The organism is Pseudomonas sp. AC242 (genome assembly GCF_979258655.1).
In genome coordinates, this window is sequence record NZ_OZ409873.1 from 5,463,079 (window position 1) to 5,485,643 (window position 22,565).

Consider the following 22,565-nt stretch of genomic DNA (forward strand, 5'->3'; position numbering starts at 1 on the left):
ACTTTTTTTACTAGACCTTCGGCGCACAAAGCGCCAAAGAGGACAGCTTCATGGAAGCATTGCACCAGAAAATCCGCGAACAAGGCATTGTGCTTTCCGACCAGGTCCTGAAGGTCGACGCCTTCCTGAACCACCAGATCGACCCGGCCTTGATGAAGCTGATCGGCGACGAATTCGCCTCGCTGTTCAAGGATTCGGGCATCACCAAGATCGTCACCATCGAAGCCTCAGGGATAGCCCCGGCGATCATGACCGGTCTGAACCTCGGCGTGCCGGTGATCTTCGCCCGCAAGCAACAGTCCCTGACCCTGACGGAAAACCTGCTGTCGGCGACCGTTTACTCGTTCACCAAAAAGACCGAAAGCACCGTGGCCATCTCCCCGCGTCACCTGACCAGCAGCGACCGCGTGCTGATCATCGACGACTTCCTGGCCAACGGTAAGGCGTCGCAAGCGCTGATCTCGATCATCAAACAGGCCGGCGCGACCGTTGCTGGCCTGGGCATCGTCATCGAAAAGTCGTTCCAGGGCGGCCGCGCCGAGCTGGACTCGCAGGGCTACCGCGTTGAATCGCTGGCCCGCGTGAAATCGCTGAAGGATGGCGTCGTCACTTTCATCGAATAAAGCCACACCGCAGCCCCCCTGTAGGAGTGAGCCTGCTCGCGATAGCGTAGTGTCAGTCGATATATTCGTCGGCTGAAACACCGCCATCGCGAGCAGGCTCACTCCTACAGTTGTTTTGGGTCCGGCAGTTATTGTGCGGTGGCTTTGAGGCCGGTGAGCAGCAGGCGTTGGAAGAGGTCTTCTTTCAGGCCTTCCGGGTTGGTGAGCTGCATGCGTTCGAGGTGTTCTGGGTATAGCGATGCCTCGGGGGCGTCGAGGGCGGCTTTGCCGAGCTCGAGGATTTCGGTGAGTTTGAATTTGCTCTTCAGCCAGTTCAGCGCACGCAGCAAATCCCGCTCGATCGCGGTGAAATCACAGCCCAGTGGATATTCTGGAAACAGGTTCGGATGCTGCGCGGCGATTGCCTGCAAACGCTGTGGCGTGTTGTCGGCAAAGCGTGGGTCGAGGCGGAAATCCTTTGGCAGCTTGCCGACTTTTTGCGCTTGCTCGATCAAGCCCTGCTGGAAGCGCGAGTCGCTGATGTTCAACAGCGATTCAATGACGACCGCGTCGGATTTACCACGCAGATCGGCAATGCCGTACTCGGTGACGACGATATCGCGCAGATGCCGTGGAATCGTGCAGTGGCCGTATTCCCAGACGATATTCGAACTGACGTCGCCACCGGATTCACGCCAGCTGCGCAGGATCAGAATCGAGCGCGCATCGTGCAGCGCGTGGCCCTGCGCCACAAAGTTGTATTGCCCGCCAACACCGCTGAGCACTCGTCCATCCTCCAGTTGATCTGCCACGCCAGCCCCAAGCAGGGTCATGGTGAACACGGTGTTGATGAATCGCGCATCCAGGCGCTGCAAACGCTTGAGTTCTTCCTGCCCATAGAGCTCGTTGATGTAGCTGATGCGGGTCATGTTGAATTCGAGGCGTTTGCTCTGCGGTAACTCGCGCAAGCGCTCGTAGAAACTGCGCGGGCCGAGGAAGAAGCCGCCGTGCACCGAGATGCCGTCAGTCTGCGCCGCCTCGTCGAGGGTGCCGGCGTTGGCCTGTTCCTGAGTCTGCACATCGGGATAGACCTTGCGCCGGATGATCCCGGCATCTGCCAGCACCAGCAAGCCGTTGACGAACATTTCGCTGCAACCGTACAAACCTTTGGCGAATGGCCCGGTGCCGCCCTCGCGGTCGATCAACTGCGCCCATTGGCTGAGGTTGATGTCGTCGAGCAACGCCTTGTAACCGGCGTTATCCGCCTGACGTGCAAGCAGCGCAGCAGTCAGCGCATCACCCATTGAGCCGATGCCGATCTGCAACGTACCGCCGTCGCGCACTAGCGTACTGGCGTGCAAGCCAATGAAATGATCTTGAAACCCCACCGGCATGTTCGGCGTGGAAAACAGCGTGCTGTTGTCCTTGGCGTCGATCAGCAGGTCGAACGTATCGATGTCGACTTCGGCATCGCCGGGCATGTACGGCAGATCGGTGTGCACCTGGCCGACCAGCAGGATCGTCTCCCCAGCTTCGCGACGCTTGGCGATCATCGGCAACAGGTCGAGGGTGATATCGGGGTTGCAGCTCAGGCTCAGACGGTCGGGGTGTTCGCTGCTGCTGGCTAATAACTGCGCTACCAGATTCAGCCCGGCGGCGTTGATGTCGCGAGCGGCGTGGCTGTAGTTGCTGCTGACGTAATCCTGCTGGGCCGGCGCGCTGTTGAGCAGGCTGCCGGGCTGCATGAAGAACTGTTCGATACGGATGTTGGCCGGCAGGCTGTCGCGATGCAGGTCGGCGAGGAAATCGAATTCCGGGTAATCACCGAAGACGCGCTCGACGAAGGGTTCGATGAAGCGCTTCTGCAATCCATCACCCAGCGCCGGGCGGCCGAGGCACAGCGCGGTGTAAATCGTCAGCTGCCGCTCGGGCAGCTCTTTGATTCGCCGGTACAGCGCGTTGACGAAGTGATTGGGTTTGCCCAGGCCTAGCGGCATGCCCATGTGGATGTGCGCCGGCAAGCGCGCCAGCACGTCGTCGACTGCCTGTTCGATCGAACACAACTGCACCATCTGAAGCCTCCTGCCCGTTCCGTGAATAGGGGTAGACCGAGATTGCCTTGAGTTTGCTGCAATGAACAGCTTCAGAGTGAACGTGCGCTGTTCTTGAAATGTTTTTCCGACTTGAAATTGTTGCCCTCACCCTAGCCCTCTCCCGGAGGTAGAGGGGACTGATTCGGGGATGCTCGGCATCTACATCGACCTGAAAGAGCTGTACCGAATCCATAATCGCTAAGGTCTTTCAGGTCGATGGATAGCGAAAGACACCTCGGTCGGCTCCCTCTCCCTCCGGGAGAGGGCTGGGGTGAGGGCTACTAAATCGCAGGCACAAAAAAACCGTCCGAAGACGGTTTTTTTCGTCAGAAGCGCGGCTTATTTCAGGCCGGACATCTTCTGGATTGCACCTTTCAACTCTTCATCCGAGCAATCGGCGCAGGTGCCTTTCGGTGGCATCGAGTTAATACCGGTGATGGCCTTGGCCAGGATGCCGTCGAGGCCGCCTTGATGATCAGCGCGCTCTTGCCAAGCCGCCTTGTCACCGATTTTTGGTGCGCCCAGCAGGCCTGTGCCGTGGCAAGCATTGCAGTGCTTGGCAATCACATCATCAGGGGACTTCGCCCCGCCACCACCACCTGCGGAAGCGGCAACTTCCATCCCTTTGCATTCCTGCCCTTGAACACACACCTGGCCGACAGGCTCGAGGCGTTTGGCAATGTCGTCATTCGTCGCAGCTTGAGCGCTGACAGCCCAGAGGGCCAGTACGGTTGCTGGTGCAGCCAGCATTTTCATAATTAGGTTCACGCGTTCACCCTCAATGGTGGCTATTCACGCCTGCGGCCACGGTTCGCAGGCGGGCGGAAGTATAGCGGGTAGCCCGTCACACTGAAACAACCCCATAGTCGAAGGGGTTATACCGCACGGTAGAAAAACGGTCCGGATGCCTTTGCCATCATGGCTTGGCACCTCTTTGTTAAAAATTCGCCGGCGTGGCTGCGCTGATTAGTCGCGCAGGCGCGTCGAACGGATTACGGAAACGATGCGGCTTGGTACTTTCAAAGTAGTAGCTGTCGCCGGCTTCGAGAATAAAAGTTTCCAGACCCACCACCAGTTCCAGACGACCTTCCACCAGAATCCCGGTTTCCTCGCCTTCATGGGTGAGCATTTCTTCGCCGGTATCGGCGCCCGGCGGGTAGATTTCATTGAGGAAGGCGATGGCGCGGCTGGGGTGCGCGCGGCCGACCAGTTTCATGGTCACGGCGCCGTCGGAAATGTCGATCAGCTCGTTGGCCTTGTAGACGATCTGGGTCGGGACTTCCTGCAGGATTTCTTCGGAAAAGAACTCGACCATGGACATGGGGATGCCGCCCAGTACCTTCCTCAGCGAACTGATCGAAGGACTGACGCTGTTCTTTTCGATCATCGAAATGGTGCTGTTGGTGACGCCCGCGCGTTTGGCGAGTTCACGCTGGGAAAGCCCTTTGAGCTTGCGGATCGATTGCAGTCGTTCACCGACGTCCAAGGCGGGAGCCTCCTGATGTTGTAAGAATATTGAGCGTTATCATGGCGACAGCGTTCAGTATTTACAACACTTGGCCCCCGCAGCGGCGTTAACCCTCGGAATAGAGCCTTGGCACTCGGCGCAGATTGCAAAAGATCTGGTACGGAATGGTGTCGGCCCACTGCGCCACTTCACTGGCGAGGATATTTTTGCCCCACAATTCGACGCTCGAACCGAGGTCGGCTTGCGGCACATCGGTCAGATCGATGCAGAGCATGTCCATCGACACGCGACCGAGAATGCGGCTGCGCTTGCCAGCCACCAAAACCGGCGTGCCGGTCGGCGCCTGACGCGGGTAGCCATCGGCGTAACCCATGGCGACCACGCCGATGCGCATCGGCTTGTCGGTGATGAATTTGGCGCCGTAGCCGATCGGCTCGCCGGCGGGCAGCTCACGCACACAGATGACTTTCGATTCGAGGGTCATCACCGGTTGCAGGCGCTCGGCCACGGCGTTGGCTTCTTCGAACGGGGTCGCGCCATAAAGCATGATGCCCGGGCGCACCCAATCGCTGTGAATCTGCGGCCAACCGAGCACAGCCGGCGAGTTGCGCAAGCTGACTTCCGCCGCCAGGCCCTGACGCGCCGCTTCAAACACCGCAACCTGCTCGGTGCTGCTCTGCGCGTGCAGTTCATCGGCGCGGGCGAAGTGGCTCATCAAGACGATTTTCGCCACTTTGCCGCTGGCCAGCAGCCGTTGATAGGCTGCCGGGTAATCCTTGGGATGCAGACCGACACGGTGCATGCCCGAATCAAGCTTCAGCCACACGGTAATCGGCTTGCTCAGCGTCGCCTGCTCAATTGCTTCGAGCTGCCACAGCGAATGCACCACGGTCCAGAAATCATGCTCGACGATCAACGCCAGCTCATCGGCTTCGAAGATGCCTTCGAGCAACAACACCGGGGCCTTGATGCCGGCCGCGCGTAACTCCAGCGCTTCTTCGATGCAGGCGACGGAAAAACCGTCGGCCTCGGCTTCCAGCGCCTGCGCGCAACGCACCGCGCCATGGCCATAGGCATCGGCCTTGATCACCGCAAGCGCCTTGGCGCCGGTGACTTCGCGGGCAATTCGGTAGTTGTGGCGCAGGGCTTCTAGGTCGATCAGGGCACGGGCAGGACGCATGGCGGCAGACTTCTAGGCGGTCATGGGAAGAAAAACCGGCGCCGACTGACGACGTGAACCGCCAACAGCGCCGGGAGAGGGATCTTTACAACGGCTTACGGCAGCGCGGCGACGATAGAGATTTCTACCAGGATGCTCGGCTTGGCCATTTTCGCTTCGACGGTGGCACGGGCCGGGGCAGCACCTTTTGGCAGCCACTGGTCCCACACCGAGTTCATCCCGGCAAAGTGCGCCTCGATGTCGTTCAGGTAAATCGTCGCCGACAGCAGGTGTTGTTTGTCAGTGCCGGCCAGATCAAGCAAACGCTCGATATTGGCAAGGACTTCGCGAGTCTGCTGTTCAATCCCGGCGTCGAAGTCGTCGCCGACCTGCCCGGCCAGATACACGGTGCCGTTGTGGCTGACGATCTGACTCATGCGCTCATTGGTGAGCTGGCGCTGGATTGCCATGTTTTGCGGACTCCTGAATTTTGTTGCCGTAACGGGAAATATCGAGGCCTTCGGCGCTGATCTGCGGCTTTTTCTTTGCCATCAGGTCGGCCAGCAAACGACCGGAACCGCACGCCATGGTCCAACCGAGCGTGCCGTGACCGGTGTTGAGGAACAGGTTCTTGAACGGCGTGGCGCCAACGATCGGCGTGCCGTCCGGGGTGGTCGGACGCAGACCGGTCCAGAAACTCGCCTCGGCCAGATTACCGCCCTGAGGATAAAGGTCGTTGACGATCATCTCCAGGGTTTCGCGGCGGCGCGGGTTCAGCGACAGGTCAAAACCGGCGATCTCGGCCATGCCGCCAACGCGGATGCGGTTGTCGAAACGGGTGATCGCGACCTTGTAGGTCTCGTCGAGAATAGTCGAGGTCGGAGCCATCGCCGGGTTGGTGATCGGCACGGTCAGCGAATAACCCTTGAGCGGATACACCGGGGCTTTGATGCCCAGCGGCTTGAGCAGTTGCGGCGAGTAGCTGCCGAGCGCCAGAACGTAGCGGTCAGCGGTCTCCAGTTTGCCGTCGATCCACACACCGTTGATGCGATCACCGGCGTAGTCGAGTTTCTGAATGTCCTGGCCAAAGCGGAATTCGACACCGAGTTTCACGGCCATTTCGGCGAGGCGAGTGGTGAACATCTGGCAGTCGCCGGTCTGGTCGTTCGGCAGGCGCAAGGCACCGGCGAGGATGTCGGTAACGCCGGCCAGGGCCGGTTCGACGCGGGCAATGCCGGCGCGGTCGAGCACCTCAAACGGCACGCCGGATTCTTTCAGCACGGCGATGTCTTTGGCGGCGCCATCGAGCTGCGCCTGAGTGCGGAACAGCTGAGTGGTGCCGAGGCTGCGGCCTTCGTAGGCGATGCCGGTTTCGGCGCGCAATTCATCGAGGCAATCGCGGCTGTACTCGGACAGACGCACCATGCGCTCCTTGTTCACCGCGTAACGGTTGGCGGTGCAATTGCGCAGCATCTGCGCCATCCACAGGTACTGATCGATATCGGCGGTGGCCTTGATCGCGAGAGGGGCGTGGCGTTGCAGCAGCCACTTGATCGCCTTCAGCGGTACGCCCGGCGCGGCCCACGGCGAGGCGTAGCCCGGCGAGACCTGGCCGGCGTTGGCGAAACTGGTCTCCATGGCCGCAGCGGGCTGCCGGTCGACCACCACCACTTCAAACCCGGCACGGGCCAGATAGTAAGCACTGGCGGTACCGATGACGCCGCTACCCAAGACCATAACGCGCATTTTGTATCCCTCATCGCGGCTTTTCGCCGAGCTGTGTTGTTAGAGCAATGATGCGCGCAGTGTAAAAAAGAAATGCCAGTGCTTTTCACTATATAAGCGCCTATATTTGGCGACAATTCTCGGCAAAAACCCTTTTCACGGAGGCGCATCCCCTATGCGTACCAACACTCAGACCAAACGTGAGCTGGACAAGATCGACCGCAACATCTTGCGGATCCTGCAGGCAGACGGGCGGATATCCTTTACCGAGCTCGGCGAAAAAGTCGGCCTCTCCACCACGCCGTGCACCGAGCGGGTCCGGCGTCTGGAACGCGAAGGAATCATCATGGGCTACAACGCCCGGCTGAATCCGCAGCACTTGAAGGGTAGCTTGCTGGTGTTTGTCGAGATCAGCCTCGACTACAAATCCGGCGACACCTTCGAAGAGTTCCGCCGCGCGGTGCTGAAGTTGCCGCACGTGCTGGAATGTCATTTGGTGTCAGGGGATTTCGACTATCTGGTGAAGGCGCGGATTTCCGAGATGGCTTCGTACCGCAAACTGCTGGGCGACATTCTGCTGAAGCTGCCGCATGTGCGGGAGTCGAAGAGTTATATCGTGATGGAAGAGGTGAAGGAGAGCCTGAGCCTGCCGATTCCAGACTGAGCACCGCGACGATCGTTCCCGCGCTCTGCGTGGGAATGCCTCTTCGGACGCTCCGCGTTCGGCATTTGGGACGCAGAGCGTCCCGGGCTGCATTCCCACGCAGAGCGTGGGAATGATCATGAAACGCTACGACTAAACCAACACCTGCCGATTCGCCGCCATGTACTCGAATATCTGCTTCTCCACCCGCGGATGAATCAGCTCCACCGGCCGCCGCTCATTCGGGCATGGCAAGGTTTTGGTCGTGCCAAACAAGCGGCAAATCAACGGCCGCTCCTCATACACCGTGCAGCCATTCGGCCCCAAATGCACACAGTTCAACTCCTCCATCGCCGCATCCTGCTCGGCGCGGGTCTTGCGCGGCAGGCGGGACATTTCTTCCGGCGAAGTGGTCACTGGCCCGCAGCAGTCGTGGCAGCCGGGCACGCACTCGAACGAGGGGATCTGCTGACGCAAGGTGCGGACTGTCTGGCTGTTGCAGCTCATCGAAACGGTAACCAAGGTGGAATAGGCGCCAATTGTGCCGCAAAAGCCCTGATCCAGACACCGCCGGCCGACCAGTGTTGCCCACGTTCGGGCGTGCGGCTTATGCTCCGTCAAATTTTCTCGACACCTTAGCCGTTGGATGACGCCCATGACTGCCCGCGCCCAATCCCCCGCGAGCCAACCCCACGTTGCCTCTTATTACGCCGCCAGCAGCTTGCCGCAGCCGGATCATCCTGCGCTGCAAGGTGAAATGGTGGCTGATGTCTGCGTGGTTGGTGGCGGTTTTTCCGGGTTGAACACGGCACTGGAACTGGCTGAACGCGGCCTCAGCGTGGTGCTACTGGAAGCACACAAGATCGGCTGGGGCGCCAGTGGCCGCAACGGCGGGCAGTTGATTCGCGGCGTCGGCCACGGCCTCGATCAGTTCACCAACGTCATCGGCGCCGACGGCGTGCGCGAGATGAAACTCATGGGCCTGGAAGCGGTGGAAATCGTTCGTCAGCGCGTCGAGCGTTTTCAGATTGCCTGTGACCTGACCTGGGGCTACTGCGACCTCGCCAACAAACCGTCCGACCTCGAAGGCTTTGCCGAAGACGCCGAAGAATTGCGTGGCCTTGGCTATCGCTACGAAACCCGCTTGCTGCAAGCCAACGATATGCACACGGTGGTCGGCTCCAAGCGCTATGTCGGCGGATTGATCGACATGGGTTCAGGACATCTGCATCCGCTGAATCTGGCGCTGGGTGAAGCGGCAGCGGCGCAGCAATTGGGCGTCAAACTGTTTGAACACTCCGCAGTGACGCGTATCGATTACGGCCCCGAAGTCAAAGTCCATACAGCCCACGGTTTGGTACGCGCGAAAACGCTGGTGCTCGGCTGCAATGCCTATCTCAATGATCTGAACCCGCAACTCAGCGGCAAAGTCCTGCCCGCCGGCAGCTACATCATCGCCACCGAACCGTTGAGCGAAGAACAGGCGCACAGCCTGCTGCCGCAGAACATGGCGGTCTGCGACCAACGTGTCGCGCTGGATTACTACCGGCTCTCGGCCGATCATCGTTTGCTGTTCGGCGGTGCCTGTCATTATTCGGGGCGGGATCCGAAGGATATCGGCGCCTACATGCAGCCGAAGATGCTCGAAGTATTCCCGCAATTGGCCGGGGTGAAGATCGATTATCAGTGGGGCGGGATGATCGGTATCGGCGCAAACCGTTTGCCGCAGATTGGCCGGCTCGCGGATCAGCCAAATGTGTATTACGCCCAGGCGTATTCCGGACACGGGGTGAATGCCACGCACCTGGCGGGCAAGTTGCTCGCCGAGGCGATCAGCGGCCAGCACAGCGGTGGCTTTGATCTGTTTGCCAAGGTGCCGCACATCACTTTCCCGGGCGGCAAGCATTTGCGCTCGCCGCTGTTGGCGTTGGGGATGTTGTGGCATCGGATGAAAGAGTTGGTCTGATTGATCGTTCCCACGCTCTGCGTGGGAATGCATCCAGTGACGCTCTGCGTCACAGCGGACGCGGAGCGTCCGGGGCGGCGTTCCCACGCAGAGCGTGGGAACGATCAGTGGTTATCAGATCCGCCAGAACGGCTTCAACCCCTCCTCCTGCGCCTGTTCACGCGTCAGCCCGATGTCCTTGAGCTGATCCGCCGTCAGCGCCAGCAACGCCTTTCGCGTGTGCAGACGATGCCAGAACAGATTCCAGCGACTCAGGCCGGATGGCGCGTTACGCATGAGATTGCGCGCGTTGTCCTTCTGCCCTGCCGCCAGTTCCTGACTGTGTAACGTCAGCCGCACATCGCTCAAGCCGTTCATTTTCGTTGCTCCTGTTTACTTGGGTAGCCAGAGATTCCATGATGCGCGGGCAAGCAAAACCGTTACAGATTCAAAGCAACTGTATTAACTCCATACAGATTTGCCGCTCTGAAGACTGAATTGTCGATTTCTGCCGCATCTGTACTGGTTTATCGAATCACCGCACCGAGGCAGAGCCATGACCCTTTATGTAAACCTTGCCGAATTGCTCGGCACGCGCATCGAAAACGGCTTCTATCGACCCGGCGATCGGTTGCCGTCTGTACGTGCCTTGAGCGTCGAACACGGGGTCAGCCTGAGCACGGTGCAACAGGCTTATCGCATGCTGGAAGACAGCGGTCTGGCTACGCCAAAGCCCAAGTCCGGCTACTTTGTGCCGGTTGGCCGCGAACTGCCGGAGCTGCCCGCCGTTGGCCGCCCGGCGCAACGGCCAGTGGAGATTTCGCAATGGGATCAGGTGCTGGAGTTGATTCGCGCAGTGCCGCGCAAGGATGTCGTGCAACTGGGTCGCGGCATGCCCGACATCAGCTCGCCAACGATGAAACCGCTGCTGCGCGGGCTGGCGCGGATCAGCCGCCGCCAGGACATGCCCGGTCTGTATTACGACAACATCCACGGCACCCTCGAATTGCGCGAGCAGATCGCCAGACTGATGCTTGATTCCGGCTGCCAGTTGAGCGCCAGCGACCTGGTCGTCACCACCGGTTGCCATGAAGCGCTGTCCACCAGCATCCACGCGATCTGCGAGCCGGGCGACATTGTCGCGGTGGACTCGCCAAGCTTTCACGGCGCCATGCAGACCCTCAAGGGCCTGGGCATGAAAGCCTTGGAAATCCCCACCGATCCCCTCACCGGCATCAGCCTCGAAGCCCTGGAACTGGCGCTGGAACAATGGCCGATCAAGGTCATCCAGCTCACCCCGAACTGTAACAACCCGCTCGGCTACATCATGCCGGAGTCGCGCAAACGCGCTCTGCTCAACCTCGCGCAGCGCTTCGACGTGGCGATCATCGAAGACGATGTGTATGGCGAACTGGCCTACACCTACCCGCGCCCACGCACGATCAAATCTTTCGACGAAGACGGCCGCGTATTGCTGTGCAGCTCGTTTTCCAAGACCCTGGCGCCAGGGCTGCGTATTGGCTGGGTCGCGCCGGGCCGATACCTCGAACGCGTGCTGCACATGAAATACATCAGCACCGGATCGACCGCACCGCAGCCGCAGATCGCCATCGCCGAATTCCTCAAGGCCGGTCATTTCGAACCGCACTTGCGGCGGATGCGCACACAATACCAACGCAGTCGCGACCTGATGATCGACTGGGTGACCCGCTATTTCCCGGCAGGCACCCGCGCCAGTCGGCCGCAAGGCAGCTTCATGTTGTGGGTCGAATTGCCGGAAGGTTTCGACACCTTGAAACTGAATCGTGAGTTGCACGACCAAGGCGTACAGATTGCCGTCGGCAGCATCTTTTCCGCCTCGGGCAAATACCGCAATTGCCTGCGGATGAACTACGCTGCCAAACCGACAGCGCAGATCGAAGAAGCGGTGCGCAAGGTCGGCGAGACCGCTGTCAGATTGCTGGCAGAAGCCGACTGACTTTTTTCCTGAGAACCGCGTCCATATGCCGACCCTAGCCGCCAATCGGAATGACCCTACGTGAGCTTCAGACAGCCCCTTCTCGCTTTGCTGTTACTCGCCTCGTTCCTGAGCGGCTGTGCCAGTCTCGATGTTCCGCGCGAATCCAGTCAGGCGTTGCCGGCTTCCGATTCCAGCTTCGGTCGTTCGATTCAGGCACAAGCGGCGCCCTATCAAGGCCGCTCGGGTTTTCGCCTGCTGTCCAACAGCAGCGAGGCGTTCACCGCGCGCGCCGAACTGATCCGCAACGCCCAGAGCAGTCTGGATCTGCAGTACTACATCGTCCACGACGGCATCAGCACGCGGATGCTGGTGGAGGAACTGCTCAAGGCTGCCGATCGTGGTGTCCGTGTGCGCATTCTCCTCGACGACACCACCAGCGATGGCCTCGACCAGATCATCGCGACACTGGCGGCGCATCCACAGATTCAGATTCGCCTGTTCAACCCGCTGCATCTGGGCCGCAGCACCGGTGTCACCCGCGCGGCGGGGCGCTTGTTCAATCTGTCGCTGCAACATCGGCGCATGCACAACAAGCTGTGGCTGGCGGACAACAGCGTGGCCATCGTCGGCGGGCGCAATCTGGGCGACGAGTACTTCGACGCCGAGCCGAACCTGAATTTCACCGACATCGACATGCTCAGTGTCGGGCCGGTCGCCGAGCAACTCGGGCACAGTTTCGACCAGTACTGGAACAGCGCCCTGAGCAAACCGATCGACGAGTTCCTCACCAGCCAACCAACCGCCAAGGATCTGCAGAACACCCGCACGCGCCTGGAAGAGTCGCTGGAAGAAACCCGCAAACAGAATCACGCGCTGTATCAGCAATTGATGACCTTCAAGACTGAGCCGCGCATGGACATCTGGCGCAAAGAGCTGATCTGGGCATGGAATCAGGCGCTGTGGGACGCGCCGAGCAAGGTCTTGGCCAAGGGCGAGCCGGATCCGCAATTGCTGCTGACCACGCAACTGGCACCCGAGCTCAGAGGCGTGAGCAAAGAGCTGATCATGATTTCGGCGTACTTTGTGCCGGGACAGCCGGGGCTGGTTTACCTGACCGGTCGCGCCGACGCTGGGGTTTCCGTGAGCCTGTTGACCAACTCGCTGGAGGCCACCGACGTGCCGGCGGTGCACGGCGGATATGCGCCGTATCGCAAAGCTCTGCTGGAGCATGGCGTGAAGTTGTATGAACTACGGCGCCAGCCTGGGGATAACTACGGCAGCGGTCCGCATGTGTTTTACAGCAAGTCGTTTCGTGGCTCGGATTCAAGCCTGCACAGCAAAGCGATGATTTTTGATCGGCAGAAGTCGTTTATCGGCTCGTTCAACTTCGACCCGCGCTCGGTGCTGTGGAACACCGAAGTCGGGGTCTTGGTCGACAGCCCCGAGCTGGCCGAACATGTTCGCGAACTGGCCTTGCAAGGCATGGCGCCAGCGTTGAGCTATGAGGCGAAGCTTGAGAACGGGCAGATCGTCTGGGTGACAGAGGACAACGGCCAAATGCATACACTGAGCAAAGAGCCGGGGAGTTGGTGGCGACGATTCAACGCGTGGTTCAGCACCACTGTCGGCCTTGAGCGAATGCTTTAAAAAGCAAAAGATCGCAGCCTTCGGCAGCTCCTACAGAACGAATGCATTGCAACTGTAGGAGCTGTCGAAGGCTGCGATCTTTTGATCTTAGGCAGGCTCGGTTATGGGTCCGAATGCCCCTTGGCGCAAGAGCAGAATCACCAACCCAAACGCCCCAATCGCCATCAACAACGGCAACGCATGCCCATTGATCCACTGGCTGCCCGCCCCGGCCGCGAGCGGCCCGACCAGACATCCCACGCCCCACAGCTGTGCAATATGCGCATTCGCCCGCACCAGTGCATCGTCGCGATAACGCTCGCCAATCAAAATCAACGACAGGGTGAACAACCCGCCGGCACTCGCCCCGAACAATACCCACAGCGGCCAGATGAGCAGCGTATCGAGCAACAGCGGGATCGCCAGACTCGACAGCATCAACACCAGCGCACAACCGGCGAACAACGTGCGCCGCGACAGGTAGTCGGCCAACGCGCCAATCGGCAATTGCAGCAGCGCATCGCCCACCACCACCGTGCTGACCATCGCCAGTGCAATCTCGGCGGTAAAACCCTGCTGCAGGCAATACACCGGCAGCAGCGTCAAGATCATCGCCTCGAACGCGGCGAACAATGAAACCGCCCAGGCAATCGCTGGCAGCTCACGAGCGAATCCCCACAGGTCACGGAACGTTACGCTGCTCGCTTCGCTGCTGGGTGCACCGCTGCGGCCCAGCAGCAACAAGGGCGAAACCAGCAGCAGGCCGACGCCGACCCAGAAACCGTAATCATGCTCGGTACCCAGCGCACCCAGCAGTAACGGGCCGGAGAGCTGGCTCAACGCATAGCTGCTGCCATACAGCGCCACCAATCGTCCGCGCCAGTTCTCGACCACCAGTTGATTGATCCAGCTCTCGCCGAGGATGAACACGATGGTCAGGATCACGCCGATCATCAGGCGCAATACCAGCCAGATCGGGTAGCTCGGCAACAGCGCCAGCAGGCCGATGGACAGCGCTCCAGCCCACAGACACAGGCGCATCAGGTTGGCCGTACCGAAGCGTGCCGCCAGATGGCTGGAAATTTTCGCGCCCAACAACACGCCAATCGCCGGCATCGCCGCCATCACACCGATGGCGAAAGAGCCGTAACCCCAACCCTCCAGGCGCAACGACACCAACGGCATGCTGACCCCCAGGGCCAGGCCGACACTCAAGACAGACGCCAACACGGCGAAATACGTCGCCCACCGCATGTTCCACGCTCCTGTGGATAATTATTTTTAGAGGCCACATCAAGCAAATGTGGGAGCGAGCCTGCTCGCGAAAGCGGTTTCACATTCAGCACAAGGGCTGACTGATACACCGCTTTCGCGAGCAGGCTCGCTCCCACAGGGATCTGCCTCGTCTGGAGGATCTGCTCTCGCGAACAGCCCCTCCTAACGGCTTACAGCTTGATCCACGTCGCTTTCAGCTCAGTGTATTTGTCGAACGCGTGCAGCGACTTGTCGCGGCCGTTGCCCGACTGCTTGAAGCCGCCAAACGGTGCGGTCATGTCGCCGCCGTCGTACTGGTTGACCCACACACTGCCGGCACGCAGAGCCTTGGCGGTCAGGTGTGCCTTGGAGATGTCCTGGGTCCAGACCGCAGCGGCCAAGCCGTAAGGCGTGTCGTTGGCGATCTGGATAGCTTCCTCGGCAGTATCGAAGGCGATAACCGACAGTACCGGCCCGAAAATCTCTTCCTGAGCGATTTTCATCGCGTTGCTCACGCCGTCGAAAATCGTTGGCTCGACGTAGGTGCCACCGGTTTCCTGCAGGATGCGCTTGCCGCCAGCGACCAGTTTGGCGCCATCGCTGTGGCCGGATTCGATGTACGACAGCACGGTATTCATCTGCTGCGTATCCACCAGTGCACCGACATTGGTCGCCGGGTCCAGCGGATTGCCCGGCTTCCAGGCCTTCAGCGCCTCAATCACCATCGGCAGGAATGTGTCCTTGATCGAACGCTCGACCAGCAGACGCGAACCGGCGGTGCAGACTTCACCCTGGTTGAAGGCGATGGCGCTGGCGGCGGATTCAGCGGCGGCTTGCAGATCCGGCGCATCGGCAAAGACGATGTTCGGGCTCTTGCCGCCGGCTTCCAGCCAAACACGTTTCATGTTCGATTCGCCGGAGTAGATCATCAGTTGCTTGGCGATCTTGGTCGAACCGGTGAACACCAGCGTGTCGACATCGTTGTGCAGGGCCAGCGCCTTGCCAACGGTGTGGCCGTAGCCCGGCAGCACGTTGAGCACGCCTTTCGGAATACCGGCTTCAACAGCCAGCGCAGCGATGCGAATGGCGGTCAGCGGGGATTTTTCCGACGGCTTGAGGATCACCGAGTTACCGGTCGACAATGCCGGGCCGAGTTTCCAGCAGGCCATCATCAATGGGAAGTTCCACGGTACGATGGCGCCGACCACCCCCACTGGCTCGCGAGTCACCAGACCCAGTTGATCGTGCGGCGTAGCGGCGACTTCGTCGTAAATCTTGTCGATCGCTTCACCGCTCCAGCTCAGCGCTTGCGCCGCGCCCGGAACGTCGATGTACAGCGAATCACTGATCGGCTTGCCCATGTCGAGGGTTTCGAGCAGGGCCAGTTCCTCGGCATGCTGCTTGAGCAGGCCGGCAAAACGGATCATGGTGGCTTTGCGTTTGGTCGGCGCCAAGCGCGACCAGACGCCGGAATTGAAGGTGGCGCGGGCGTTTTCCACGGCGCGCTGAGCGTCGGCGGCGTCACAGCTGGCAATCTTGCCGAGCAGACGGCCATCGACCGGGCTGATGCACTCGAAGGTCTCGCCGGAGACGGCGTCGGTGTATTCGCCATTGAGGTAGGCGCGGCCTTCAATCTTCAGGTCGTGGGCGCGTTGTTCCCAGTCGGCACGAGTCAGGGTGGTCATTTAAGTGTCCTCCTCTTGTTCAATACGAGCGCCGCGCGATCGTCGCCAGCGTCCTCAAAAATTCTGCCCGGCCAGCCTGCATTTCGGCCCAAGGCACCCGCCACCCTAAACCAGCGGCCGGGGTTGTTTCAATATATTTGACATAAGCCGGCTATACGGCCTTGCGGTGTTCATTTTAATAAACATAGACTTTCGCCCATTCCAACCATCACGTCGTCATTACGGGAGAAAACAACAATGAACATCCAGAACGTCGTCGACATCAGCCTGACCAGCAGCGAAGCCGAACGCTATCGTCCGGACCCGGCGAAAGTGCTCAAGGGTGATCCTGAGCAAGCGGTGTTCCACCAATACGAAAGCCCTTGTGGGCAGATGGGCGTTGGTGTGTGGGAAGGCGCGGTGGGTCAGTGGACAGTGAACTACACCGAGCATGAATACTGCGAGATCTTGCAGGGCGTTTCGGTGCTGCGTGATGGCGATGGCAATGCCAAGACCTTGCGTGTTGGTGACCGGTTTGTGATTCCGGCGGGGTTTCGTGGCACTTGGGAAGTGCTGGAGGCTTGCCGCAAGGTCTATGTGATCTTTGAACAGAAAAGCTGATCCGACACACACGGTGACGAGCAGGGTAAGGCATGTCCAGCAGGTTTGAGTGAAACTTCGGCTGGCCGCTTAGGAATCGAGAAAAGATCATTCAAACCAGGAGGTTAGTCTGATTCGATGAATAGGGGCCTCAACTCAAACCAAAGCAAGGAGGCACAATGTCCAGCCAATGCAATCTCTACAACGCGCAATTTTTCCTCGGCGATGTTGCTACTACTGACAACCTGCTCGCTGTGCGCAACGCAGCCGGAGTAACAAAGCATCGCCTCGAAGTCCCGGACGGCATGTACAACCTGCGCACTGATGCGGACCGCATCAGAGTCCTGGTCAACGAGAAAAACGAGATCATTGAACTGATCTGTGGTTGATCGATCAGGCTTCAAGGCAACAAAAAAGGCCCGTATCGTGAGATACGGGCCTTTTTCGTAAGTCCGGAAAAATCAATTACTTGATTTTGCCTTCCTTGTAGATCACGTGCTTGCGAACAACCGGATCATATTTCTTGATCTCGATTTTGTCCGGGGTAGTACGCTTGTTCTTGTCGGTAGTGTAGAAGTGACCAGTACCGGCGCTCGAGATCAAACGAATCAATTCACGCATGATTAGCTCCCTTAAATCTTGCCATCGCGGCGAAGTTCGGCGAGCACGACAGTGATGCCACGCTTGTCGATGATACGCATGCCTTTGGCAGATACGCGCAGACGCACAAAACGTTTCTCTTCTTCAACCCAGAAGCGGTGATGCTGCAGGTTCGGCAGGAAACGACGACGGGTTTTGTTGTTTGCGTGGGAAATGTTATTCCCAGTCACCGGACCCTTACCGGTAACTTGACATACTCTCGACATGCCTCAGCCCTCTAAAACCACATGCCCAACCCGGCATGGGTTGGCCGCTTAATCTCTCAGTCATTTGGCGCCAGGCGCCGCGTTTCTTTAGAGGTCTTACCGGCTACACCTACAGTGAAGGAACCGGGCCCCTAGAAAAGAGCGCTGCTTTATACCAGAAAGACCCGGGTGCAACAACATTCGGTGTGCAATCAATCCATAAAAAGACGCTTTTTCAGCCTGCGAACGCCTTGGATAAAGGCTGGCATCGATTTTTACCACTCGTCGCAGAAAATCGTCCTCACGGCCGATCCAGACTTTTTACCGCGCGCCGCAGTCTGAAAAACCGCCATCACTGTGCCCCGAAAATGCAAAAAGGGGATAGTCATTTGTAATCCAGACCTCTAGGGTAGGCCTTTTCCAGACTGCACTTGCAGATGGGCCTTCGATCTGTAAAAGGAAACCGACCATGCGCCTCGCTGCCCTACCCCTGTTGCTCGCCCCGCTCCTGCTGAGCCCCCTGGCCCAGGCCGCCGCGCTGAGCGTCTGCACCGAGGCCAGCCCTGAAGGGTTCGATGTGGTGCAATACAACTCGCTGACCACCACCAACGCCTCGGCCGACGTGCTGATGAACCGCCTGGTGGATTTCGACACCGCCAGCGGCAAAGTCGTGCCGAGCCTGGCCGACAGCTGGGAAGTCAGCACCGACGGCCTGACTTACGTGTTCAAGCTGCACCCGCAGGTGAAGTTTCATACGACTGACTACTTCAAGCCAAGCCGTGAACTGACCGCCGAAGACGTCAAATTCAGCTTCGACCGCATGCTCGACCCGGCCAACCCGTGGCACAAGGTCGCCCAGAGCGGCTTCCCGCATGCGCAGTCGATGCAGTTGCCGGCACTGATCAAGAAAATCGACGCACTTGACCCGCTCACCGTGCGCTTCACCCTTGATCACCCGGATTCGACGTTCCTGGCGACTCTGAGCATGGGCTTCGCTTCGATCTACTCCGCCGAATACGCCGACAAGCTGATGAAGGCCGGCGCGACCGACAAGCTCAACAGCCAGCCGATTGGCACCGGCCCGTTCGTCTTCAACCGTTTCCAGAAAGACGCGGCGATCCGCTACAAGGCCAACCCGGATTACTTCGGCGGCAAGCCTGCGGTGGATCCGTTGATCTTCGCCATTACCCCGGACGCCAACGTGCGCCTGCAGAAACTGCGGCGCAATGAATGCCAGATCGCCCTGTCGCCAAAACCGTTGGACGTACAGGCCGCGCTGAAAGAGCCGACACTGAAAGTTGAAAAGACTGACGCGTTCATGACCGCATTCGTCGGCATCAACAGTCAGCATCCGCCACTGGACAAGCCGGAGGTGCGTCAGGCAATCAACCTTGCCTTCGACAAGGCCAACTACATCAAGGCTGTGTTTGAAGACACCGCAGAAGCGGCCAATGGCCCTTATCCGCCGAACACCTGGAGTTACGCGAAGAGTCTGCCGGGTTACCCGCACGATGTCGCTAAAGCCAAGGCACTGATGGCCAAGGCAGGATTGAAGGACGGGTTTCAGACCACCATCTGGACACGCCCTTCAGGCAGCCTGCTAAACCCGAATCCAAGCCTCGGTGCGCAATTGCTGCAATCGGATCTGGCGGAAATCGGCATTCAGGCAGAAATCCGCGTGATCGAATGGGGCGAATTGATTCGTCGCGCGAAGGCCGGCGAGCATGACCTGCTGTTCATGGGCTGGGCCGGTGACAATGGCGACCCGGACAACTTCCTTACGCCGCAGTTTTCCTGCGCCGCGGTCAAATCGGGCACCAATTTCGCGCGGTACTGCAATGCCGATCTGGACAGGTTGATCAGCGCCGGCAAGACCACCAGCGAACAAGGCGTGCGTACCAAGCTGTACGAACAGGCGCAGACGCAGATTCAGCAGCAGGCGTTGTGGCTGCCGCTGGCGCACCCGACGGCCTACGCACTGACACGTAAAGACGTGCAGGGTTACTCGGTAAGCCCGTTCGGCCGGCAGGACTATTCCAAGGTCAACCTCAAATAACCTGCCTTACACATAACCTGTAGGAGTGAGCCTGCTCGCGATAGCAATCTTCCAGCCACCAAACATGTTGACTGAAATGAAGCCATCGCGAGCAGGCTCACTCCTACATGGACTTGCGTTTTGTCCCTAGAACTACATCCAGCCACACTCCGCCATCGACAGCGGCTCACCATCGCCGACGATGAAGTGATCCAGCACTCGCACATCAATCAGCTCCAGCGTCTTCTGCAGGCGCTTGGTCAGCAATCGATCAGCCTGACTGGGGTCAGTGTTCCCCGATGGATGGTTGTGGCACAGGATCAACGCCGCCGCGTTATTGGCCAAACATCGCTTCACAACTTCGCGTGGATGCACGCTGGTGTTGTCGATCGAGCCGCGAAAGAGGATCTCGAAATTCAGTACTTGATGTTTGGAGTCGAGAAACAGGCAACCAAACACCTCATGCGGTTCGTGACGCAGCATCGCTTTCAGATAATCGCGAACGACCTGAGGGTTTTCCAGGGCTGGTTTCTGCCGTGATTTCTCAGCCAGATGCCGCCTGTTCATTTCCTGAGCAGCTTGCAGTTGCGCAAACTTCGCCGGCCCGAGACCCAATTGTTTGCTGAAGGCGTGCTGGTCGGCCTCAAGCAGCAAACGCAGGCTGCCGAATTGAGTCAACAGATTGCGCGCCAGGTCCACAGCGCTTATTCCGGGCAATCCGGTGCGCAGAAAAATCGCCAGTAACTCAGCGTCCGAAAGGCTCGCTGCCCCGTGCTCCAATAACCTTTCCCGCGGCCGTTCCGCCGCAGGCCAATCGCGAATACTCATACACATTCCCTGTCTGTGGGCGCCGCTGTTCCGTAGCGGTCGCTGTGATATCTTAGCCCATCTTTTTTGCGGGCGAATTCACCCTGGGGAGGGGGATTCGCCACGTATGTCACCCACGAAATGAAAGGCAGACCTATGCAGCGGCTGTATCGGAAACGCATCGTTCTGGGCGTCGGCGGCGGCATTGCGGCCTACAAGAGCGCCGATCTGGTTCGTCGCCTGATCGATCAGGGCGCTGAAGTGCGCGTGGTGATGACCCATGGCGGCGCCGAGTTCATCACCCCGCTGACCATGCAAGCGCTGTCCGGCCACCCGGTGCACCTCGACTTGCTCGACTCGGCTGCCGAAGCCGCGATGGGCCACATCGAGTTGGCCAAGTGGGCCGATCTGGTGCTGATCGCCCCGGCCACCGCCGACCTGATCGCCCGCCTTGCCCAAGGCATCGCCAATGATTTGCTGACCACTCTGGTGCTCGCTACCGACGCCGTCGTCGCCGTTGCTCCGGCCATGAATCAGGCGATGTGGCGCGACCCGGCGACCCAGGCCAACCTGCAACTCTTGGAAAGCCGTGGCCTGAAGACCTTCGGCCCAGCCTCGGGCAGTCAGGCCTGCGGCGATGTCGGCATGGGCCGCATGATGGAAGCCACCGATCTGGCGCAATGCGCGGCGGACTGCTTCCAGCGTCAGGCTCTGACCGGCAAGCACGTGGTGATTACCGCCGGCCCGACCCAGGAAAACATCGACCCGGTGCGCTACATCACCAACCACAGCTCCGGCAAAATGGGCTTTGCCCTCGCCGAAGCCGCAGTTGAAGCCGGCGCCCGCGTCACCTTGATCAGCGGCCCGGTGCACCTGCCGACCCCGGATCGCGTCACGCGCATCGATGTGGTCAGCGCTCGCGACATGCTCGCGGCCTGCGAATCGGCGATCCCGTGCGACGTATTCATCGCCTCGGCTGCGGTCGCGGACTACCGCCCGGAAGTCGTTGCCCCGCAAAAACTCAAGAAAGATCCTACGAGCGGTGACGGCTTCGTCCTGCAAATGGTGCGTAACCCGGACATCCTGGCCACCATTGCGACCCGTCCCGACCGTCCGTTCAGTGTCGGCTTTGCCGCCGAGACCGAACACCTGCTCGACTACGCTGCACGCAAGCTGAAGGACAAGAATCTCGATTTGATCGTCGCCAACGACGTTGCCAACCCGAGCATCGGTTTCAACAGTGAAGAAAACGCCTGCAGCGTGATTGACCGTGCGCTGCACGCCACGGTTTTCGCCCAGACCAGCAAAAGCAAGATCGCTCGCCAACTGGTCACTTTTATCGCCGAACGTCTGAACCAGGTTTAATTTACATGCACGCTTTGCAAGCCAAGATCCTCGACCCACGCATCGGCAGCGAATTCCCGCTGCCGCAATACGCCACACCAGGCTCCGCTGGCCTCGACCTGCGCGCCATGCTGGAGCAGGACATCGTGATCAAGCCGGGTGAAACCGTGCTGATCCCGACCGGTCTGTCGGTTTACATCGGCGACCCGAACCTCGCCGCGCTGATCCTGCCGCGCTCGGGCATGGGCCATAAGCACGGCATTGTGCTGGGCAACCTCGTCGGCCTGATCGACTCCGATTACCAGGGCCCGTTGATGGTGTCGTGCTGGAACCGTGGCCAGACCGATTTCACCATGACCGTCGGCGAACGCCTGGCGCAATTGGTGCTGGTACCGGTGGTACAGGCGCACTTTGAAATGGTTGAAGAGTTCGTCGAAACCGAACGCGGCACCGGCGGGTTTGGCCACACCGGCACTAAATAACCGGAGTCATCTTCTGTAGGAGCTGCCGCAGGCTGCGATCTTTTGATTTTTAAGATCAAGATCAATAGATCGCAGCCTGCGGCAGCTCCTACAGGGGGAAGTTTCAGGCAGATCAACTGAAAGGTTTAACACCGAAAATCAAGGTTTTGCCGGCCGAAAGCCACGCCAGCCGAGGCGTCATGGCCCTTTCATACCACGAACTCTCTGTGGAAAACGCCGTCATACCCTTCAGTTTGAGCCTGCCGTCGAACGATTCGTCGGTCTGTCCCGCCACTTTCGAGATGGAGCATTTCCGTAGATGAGCACCCCAGCC

At 59.5% G+C, this 22,565-nt stretch carries 23 protein-coding genes; 10 read left to right on the forward strand and 13 right to left on the reverse strand.

Going from position 1 to position 22,565, the window contains the following annotated elements:
• The first annotated feature begins 50 nt into the window (after positions 1-50).
• A complete protein-coding gene (locus ACZZ0A_RS24615) occupies positions 51-623 on the forward strand; it encodes a xanthine phosphoribosyltransferase (protein ID WP_007920398.1) in 573 nt (190 codons plus the stop codon).
• Positions 624-751: 128 nt separating this feature from the next.
• On the opposite strand, the gene ACZZ0A_RS24620 is transcribed toward ACZZ0A_RS24615, so the two are convergent.
• From ACZZ0A_RS24620 to dadA, 6 genes are all read right to left on the reverse strand, one after another.
• Positions 752-2,674, reverse strand: a complete 1,923-nt coding sequence (locus tag ACZZ0A_RS24620) for an acetyl-CoA hydrolase/transferase C-terminal domain-containing protein (protein ID WP_414916396.1) — start codon at positions 2,672-2,674, stop codon at positions 752-754.
• Between the two features lie 360 nt (positions 2,675-3,034).
• Positions 3,035-3,451 (reverse strand): c-type cytochrome, encoded by a 417-nt coding sequence (locus ACZZ0A_RS24625; protein WP_042705063.1) that lies wholly within the window; start codon positions 3,449-3,451, stop codon positions 3,035-3,037.
• A 181-nt stretch (positions 3,452-3,632) separates the two neighbouring features.
• Positions 3,633-4,181: a cupin domain-containing protein gene (locus ACZZ0A_RS24630; RefSeq protein WP_007920393.1), complete on the reverse strand. Its 549-nt coding sequence runs from the start codon at positions 4,179-4,181 to the stop codon at positions 3,633-3,635.
• 88 nt (positions 4,182-4,269) lie between these two features.
• Positions 4,270-5,343, reverse strand: coding sequence for an alanine racemase (gene alr / locus ACZZ0A_RS24635; protein ID WP_463543840.1), 1,074 nt, complete (start codon positions 5,341-5,343; stop codon positions 4,270-4,272).
• 95 nt (positions 5,344-5,438) lie between these two features.
• Positions 5,439-5,792 carry a RidA family protein gene (locus ACZZ0A_RS24640; RefSeq protein ID WP_042561737.1) on the reverse strand — a complete coding sequence of 118 codons (354 nt, stop codon included), beginning with the start codon at positions 5,790-5,792 and terminating at the stop codon, positions 5,439-5,441.
• A complete protein-coding gene (dadA, locus tag ACZZ0A_RS24645) occupies positions 5,764-7,068 on the reverse strand; it encodes a D-amino acid dehydrogenase (RefSeq protein WP_150649016.1) in 1,305 nt (434 codons plus the stop codon). Before dadA ends, ACZZ0A_RS24640 begins: the two co-directional genes overlap by 29 nt.
• Positions 7,069-7,222: 154 nt before the next feature.
• On the opposite strand from dadA, the gene ACZZ0A_RS24650 reads away from it, so the two are divergent.
• Complete coding sequence (locus ACZZ0A_RS24650; protein WP_003177284.1) at positions 7,223-7,711, forward strand: Lrp/AsnC ligand binding domain-containing protein; 489 nt, start codon at positions 7,223-7,225, stop codon at positions 7,709-7,711.
• Between the two features lie 132 nt (positions 7,712-7,843).
• On the opposite strand, the gene ACZZ0A_RS24655 is transcribed toward ACZZ0A_RS24650, so the two are convergent.
• Entirely contained in the window at positions 7,844-8,197 is a 354-nt protein-coding gene (locus tag ACZZ0A_RS24655; protein ID WP_016985827.1) for a YkgJ family cysteine cluster protein, read from the reverse strand.
• Between the two features lie 148 nt (positions 8,198-8,345).
• Between ACZZ0A_RS24655 and ACZZ0A_RS24660 the strand changes: the two genes are divergently transcribed.
• The gene (locus ACZZ0A_RS24660) at positions 8,346-9,656 is read left to right on the forward strand and encodes an NAD(P)/FAD-dependent oxidoreductase (RefSeq protein ID WP_463543841.1); all 1,311 of its coding nucleotides are present in this window, start codon (positions 8,346-8,348) and stop codon (positions 9,654-9,656) included.
• Positions 9,657-9,770: 114 nt separating this feature from the next.
• Here ACZZ0A_RS24660 and ACZZ0A_RS24665 read toward each other — a convergent pair whose 3' ends face one another.
• Positions 9,771-10,013: a DUF1127 domain-containing protein gene (locus ACZZ0A_RS24665; RefSeq protein WP_007920387.1), complete on the reverse strand. Its 243-nt coding sequence runs from the start codon at positions 10,011-10,013 to the stop codon at positions 9,771-9,773.
• Between the two features lie 178 nt (positions 10,014-10,191).
• Between ACZZ0A_RS24665 and ACZZ0A_RS24670 the strand changes: the two genes are divergently transcribed.
• Together ACZZ0A_RS24670 and ACZZ0A_RS24675 are read left to right on the forward strand one after the other, a co-directional pair.
• Positions 10,192-11,613 (forward strand): aminotransferase-like domain-containing protein, encoded by a 1,422-nt coding sequence (locus tag ACZZ0A_RS24670; RefSeq protein ID WP_007920385.1) that lies wholly within the window; start codon positions 10,192-10,194, stop codon positions 11,611-11,613.
• Between the two features lie 60 nt (positions 11,614-11,673).
• Positions 11,674-13,242: a phospholipase D family protein gene (locus ACZZ0A_RS24675; RefSeq protein ID WP_463543842.1), complete on the forward strand. Its 1,569-nt coding sequence runs from the start codon at positions 11,674-11,676 to the stop codon at positions 13,240-13,242.
• A gap of 87 nt (positions 13,243-13,329) precedes the next feature.
• Here ACZZ0A_RS24675 and ACZZ0A_RS24680 read toward each other — a convergent pair whose 3' ends face one another.
• Both ACZZ0A_RS24680 and ACZZ0A_RS24685 read right to left on the reverse strand, forming a co-directional pair.
• Complete coding sequence (locus tag ACZZ0A_RS24680) at positions 13,330-14,475, reverse strand: MFS transporter (RefSeq protein WP_007920382.1); 1,146 nt, start codon at positions 14,473-14,475, stop codon at positions 13,330-13,332.
• Between the two features lie 191 nt (positions 14,476-14,666).
• Positions 14,667-16,160 (reverse strand): aldehyde dehydrogenase, encoded by a 1,494-nt coding sequence (locus tag ACZZ0A_RS24685; RefSeq protein ID WP_463543843.1) that lies wholly within the window; start codon positions 16,158-16,160, stop codon positions 14,667-14,669.
• 237 nt (positions 16,161-16,397) lie between these two features.
• On the opposite strand from ACZZ0A_RS24685, the gene ACZZ0A_RS24690 reads away from it, so the two are divergent.
• A complete protein-coding gene (locus ACZZ0A_RS24690; protein WP_007920379.1) occupies positions 16,398-16,760 on the forward strand; it encodes a cupin domain-containing protein in 363 nt (120 codons plus the stop codon).
• Positions 16,761-16,918: 158 nt separating this feature from the next.
• Positions 16,919-17,128, forward strand: coding sequence for a hypothetical protein (locus tag ACZZ0A_RS24695; RefSeq protein WP_007920378.1), 210 nt, complete (start codon positions 16,919-16,921; stop codon positions 17,126-17,128).
• A gap of 76 nt (positions 17,129-17,204) precedes the next feature.
• Here ACZZ0A_RS24695 and rpmG read toward each other — a convergent pair whose 3' ends face one another.
• Together rpmG and rpmB are read right to left on the reverse strand one after the other, a co-directional pair.
• Positions 17,205-17,360 (reverse strand): 50S ribosomal protein L33, encoded by a 156-nt coding sequence (gene rpmG, locus ACZZ0A_RS24700; protein ID WP_003177274.1) that lies wholly within the window; start codon positions 17,358-17,360, stop codon positions 17,205-17,207.
• A gap of 11 nt (positions 17,361-17,371) precedes the next feature.
• Positions 17,372-17,605 carry a 50S ribosomal protein L28 gene (rpmB, locus tag ACZZ0A_RS24705; protein ID WP_007920377.1) on the reverse strand — a complete coding sequence of 78 codons (234 nt, stop codon included), beginning with the start codon at positions 17,603-17,605 and terminating at the stop codon, positions 17,372-17,374.
• A gap of 448 nt (positions 17,606-18,053) precedes the next feature.
• Between rpmB and ACZZ0A_RS24710 the strand changes: the two genes are divergently transcribed.
• Positions 18,054-19,640, forward strand: a complete 1,587-nt coding sequence (locus tag ACZZ0A_RS24710) for an ABC transporter substrate-binding protein (protein WP_414916393.1) — start codon at positions 18,054-18,056, stop codon at positions 19,638-19,640.
• A 132-nt stretch (positions 19,641-19,772) separates the two neighbouring features.
• Here the strand turns inward: ACZZ0A_RS24710 and radC are convergent, their stop codons facing one another.
• Complete coding sequence (radC, locus tag ACZZ0A_RS24715; protein WP_160042336.1) at positions 19,773-20,447, reverse strand: RadC family protein; 675 nt, start codon at positions 20,445-20,447, stop codon at positions 19,773-19,775.
• Between the two features lie 135 nt (positions 20,448-20,582).
• On the opposite strand from radC, the gene coaBC reads away from it, so the two are divergent.
• Positions 20,583-21,791 carry a bifunctional phosphopantothenoylcysteine decarboxylase/phosphopantothenate--cysteine ligase CoaBC gene (gene coaBC, locus ACZZ0A_RS24720; RefSeq protein ID WP_414916487.1) on the forward strand — a complete coding sequence of 403 codons (1,209 nt, stop codon included), beginning with the start codon at positions 20,583-20,585 and terminating at the stop codon, positions 21,789-21,791.
• A 5-nt stretch (positions 21,792-21,796) separates the two neighbouring features.
• The gene (gene dut, locus ACZZ0A_RS24725) at positions 21,797-22,252 is read left to right on the forward strand and encodes a dUTP diphosphatase (RefSeq protein WP_095113221.1); all 456 of its coding nucleotides are present in this window, start codon (positions 21,797-21,799) and stop codon (positions 22,250-22,252) included.
• Positions 22,253-22,565 lie beyond the last annotated feature (313 nt).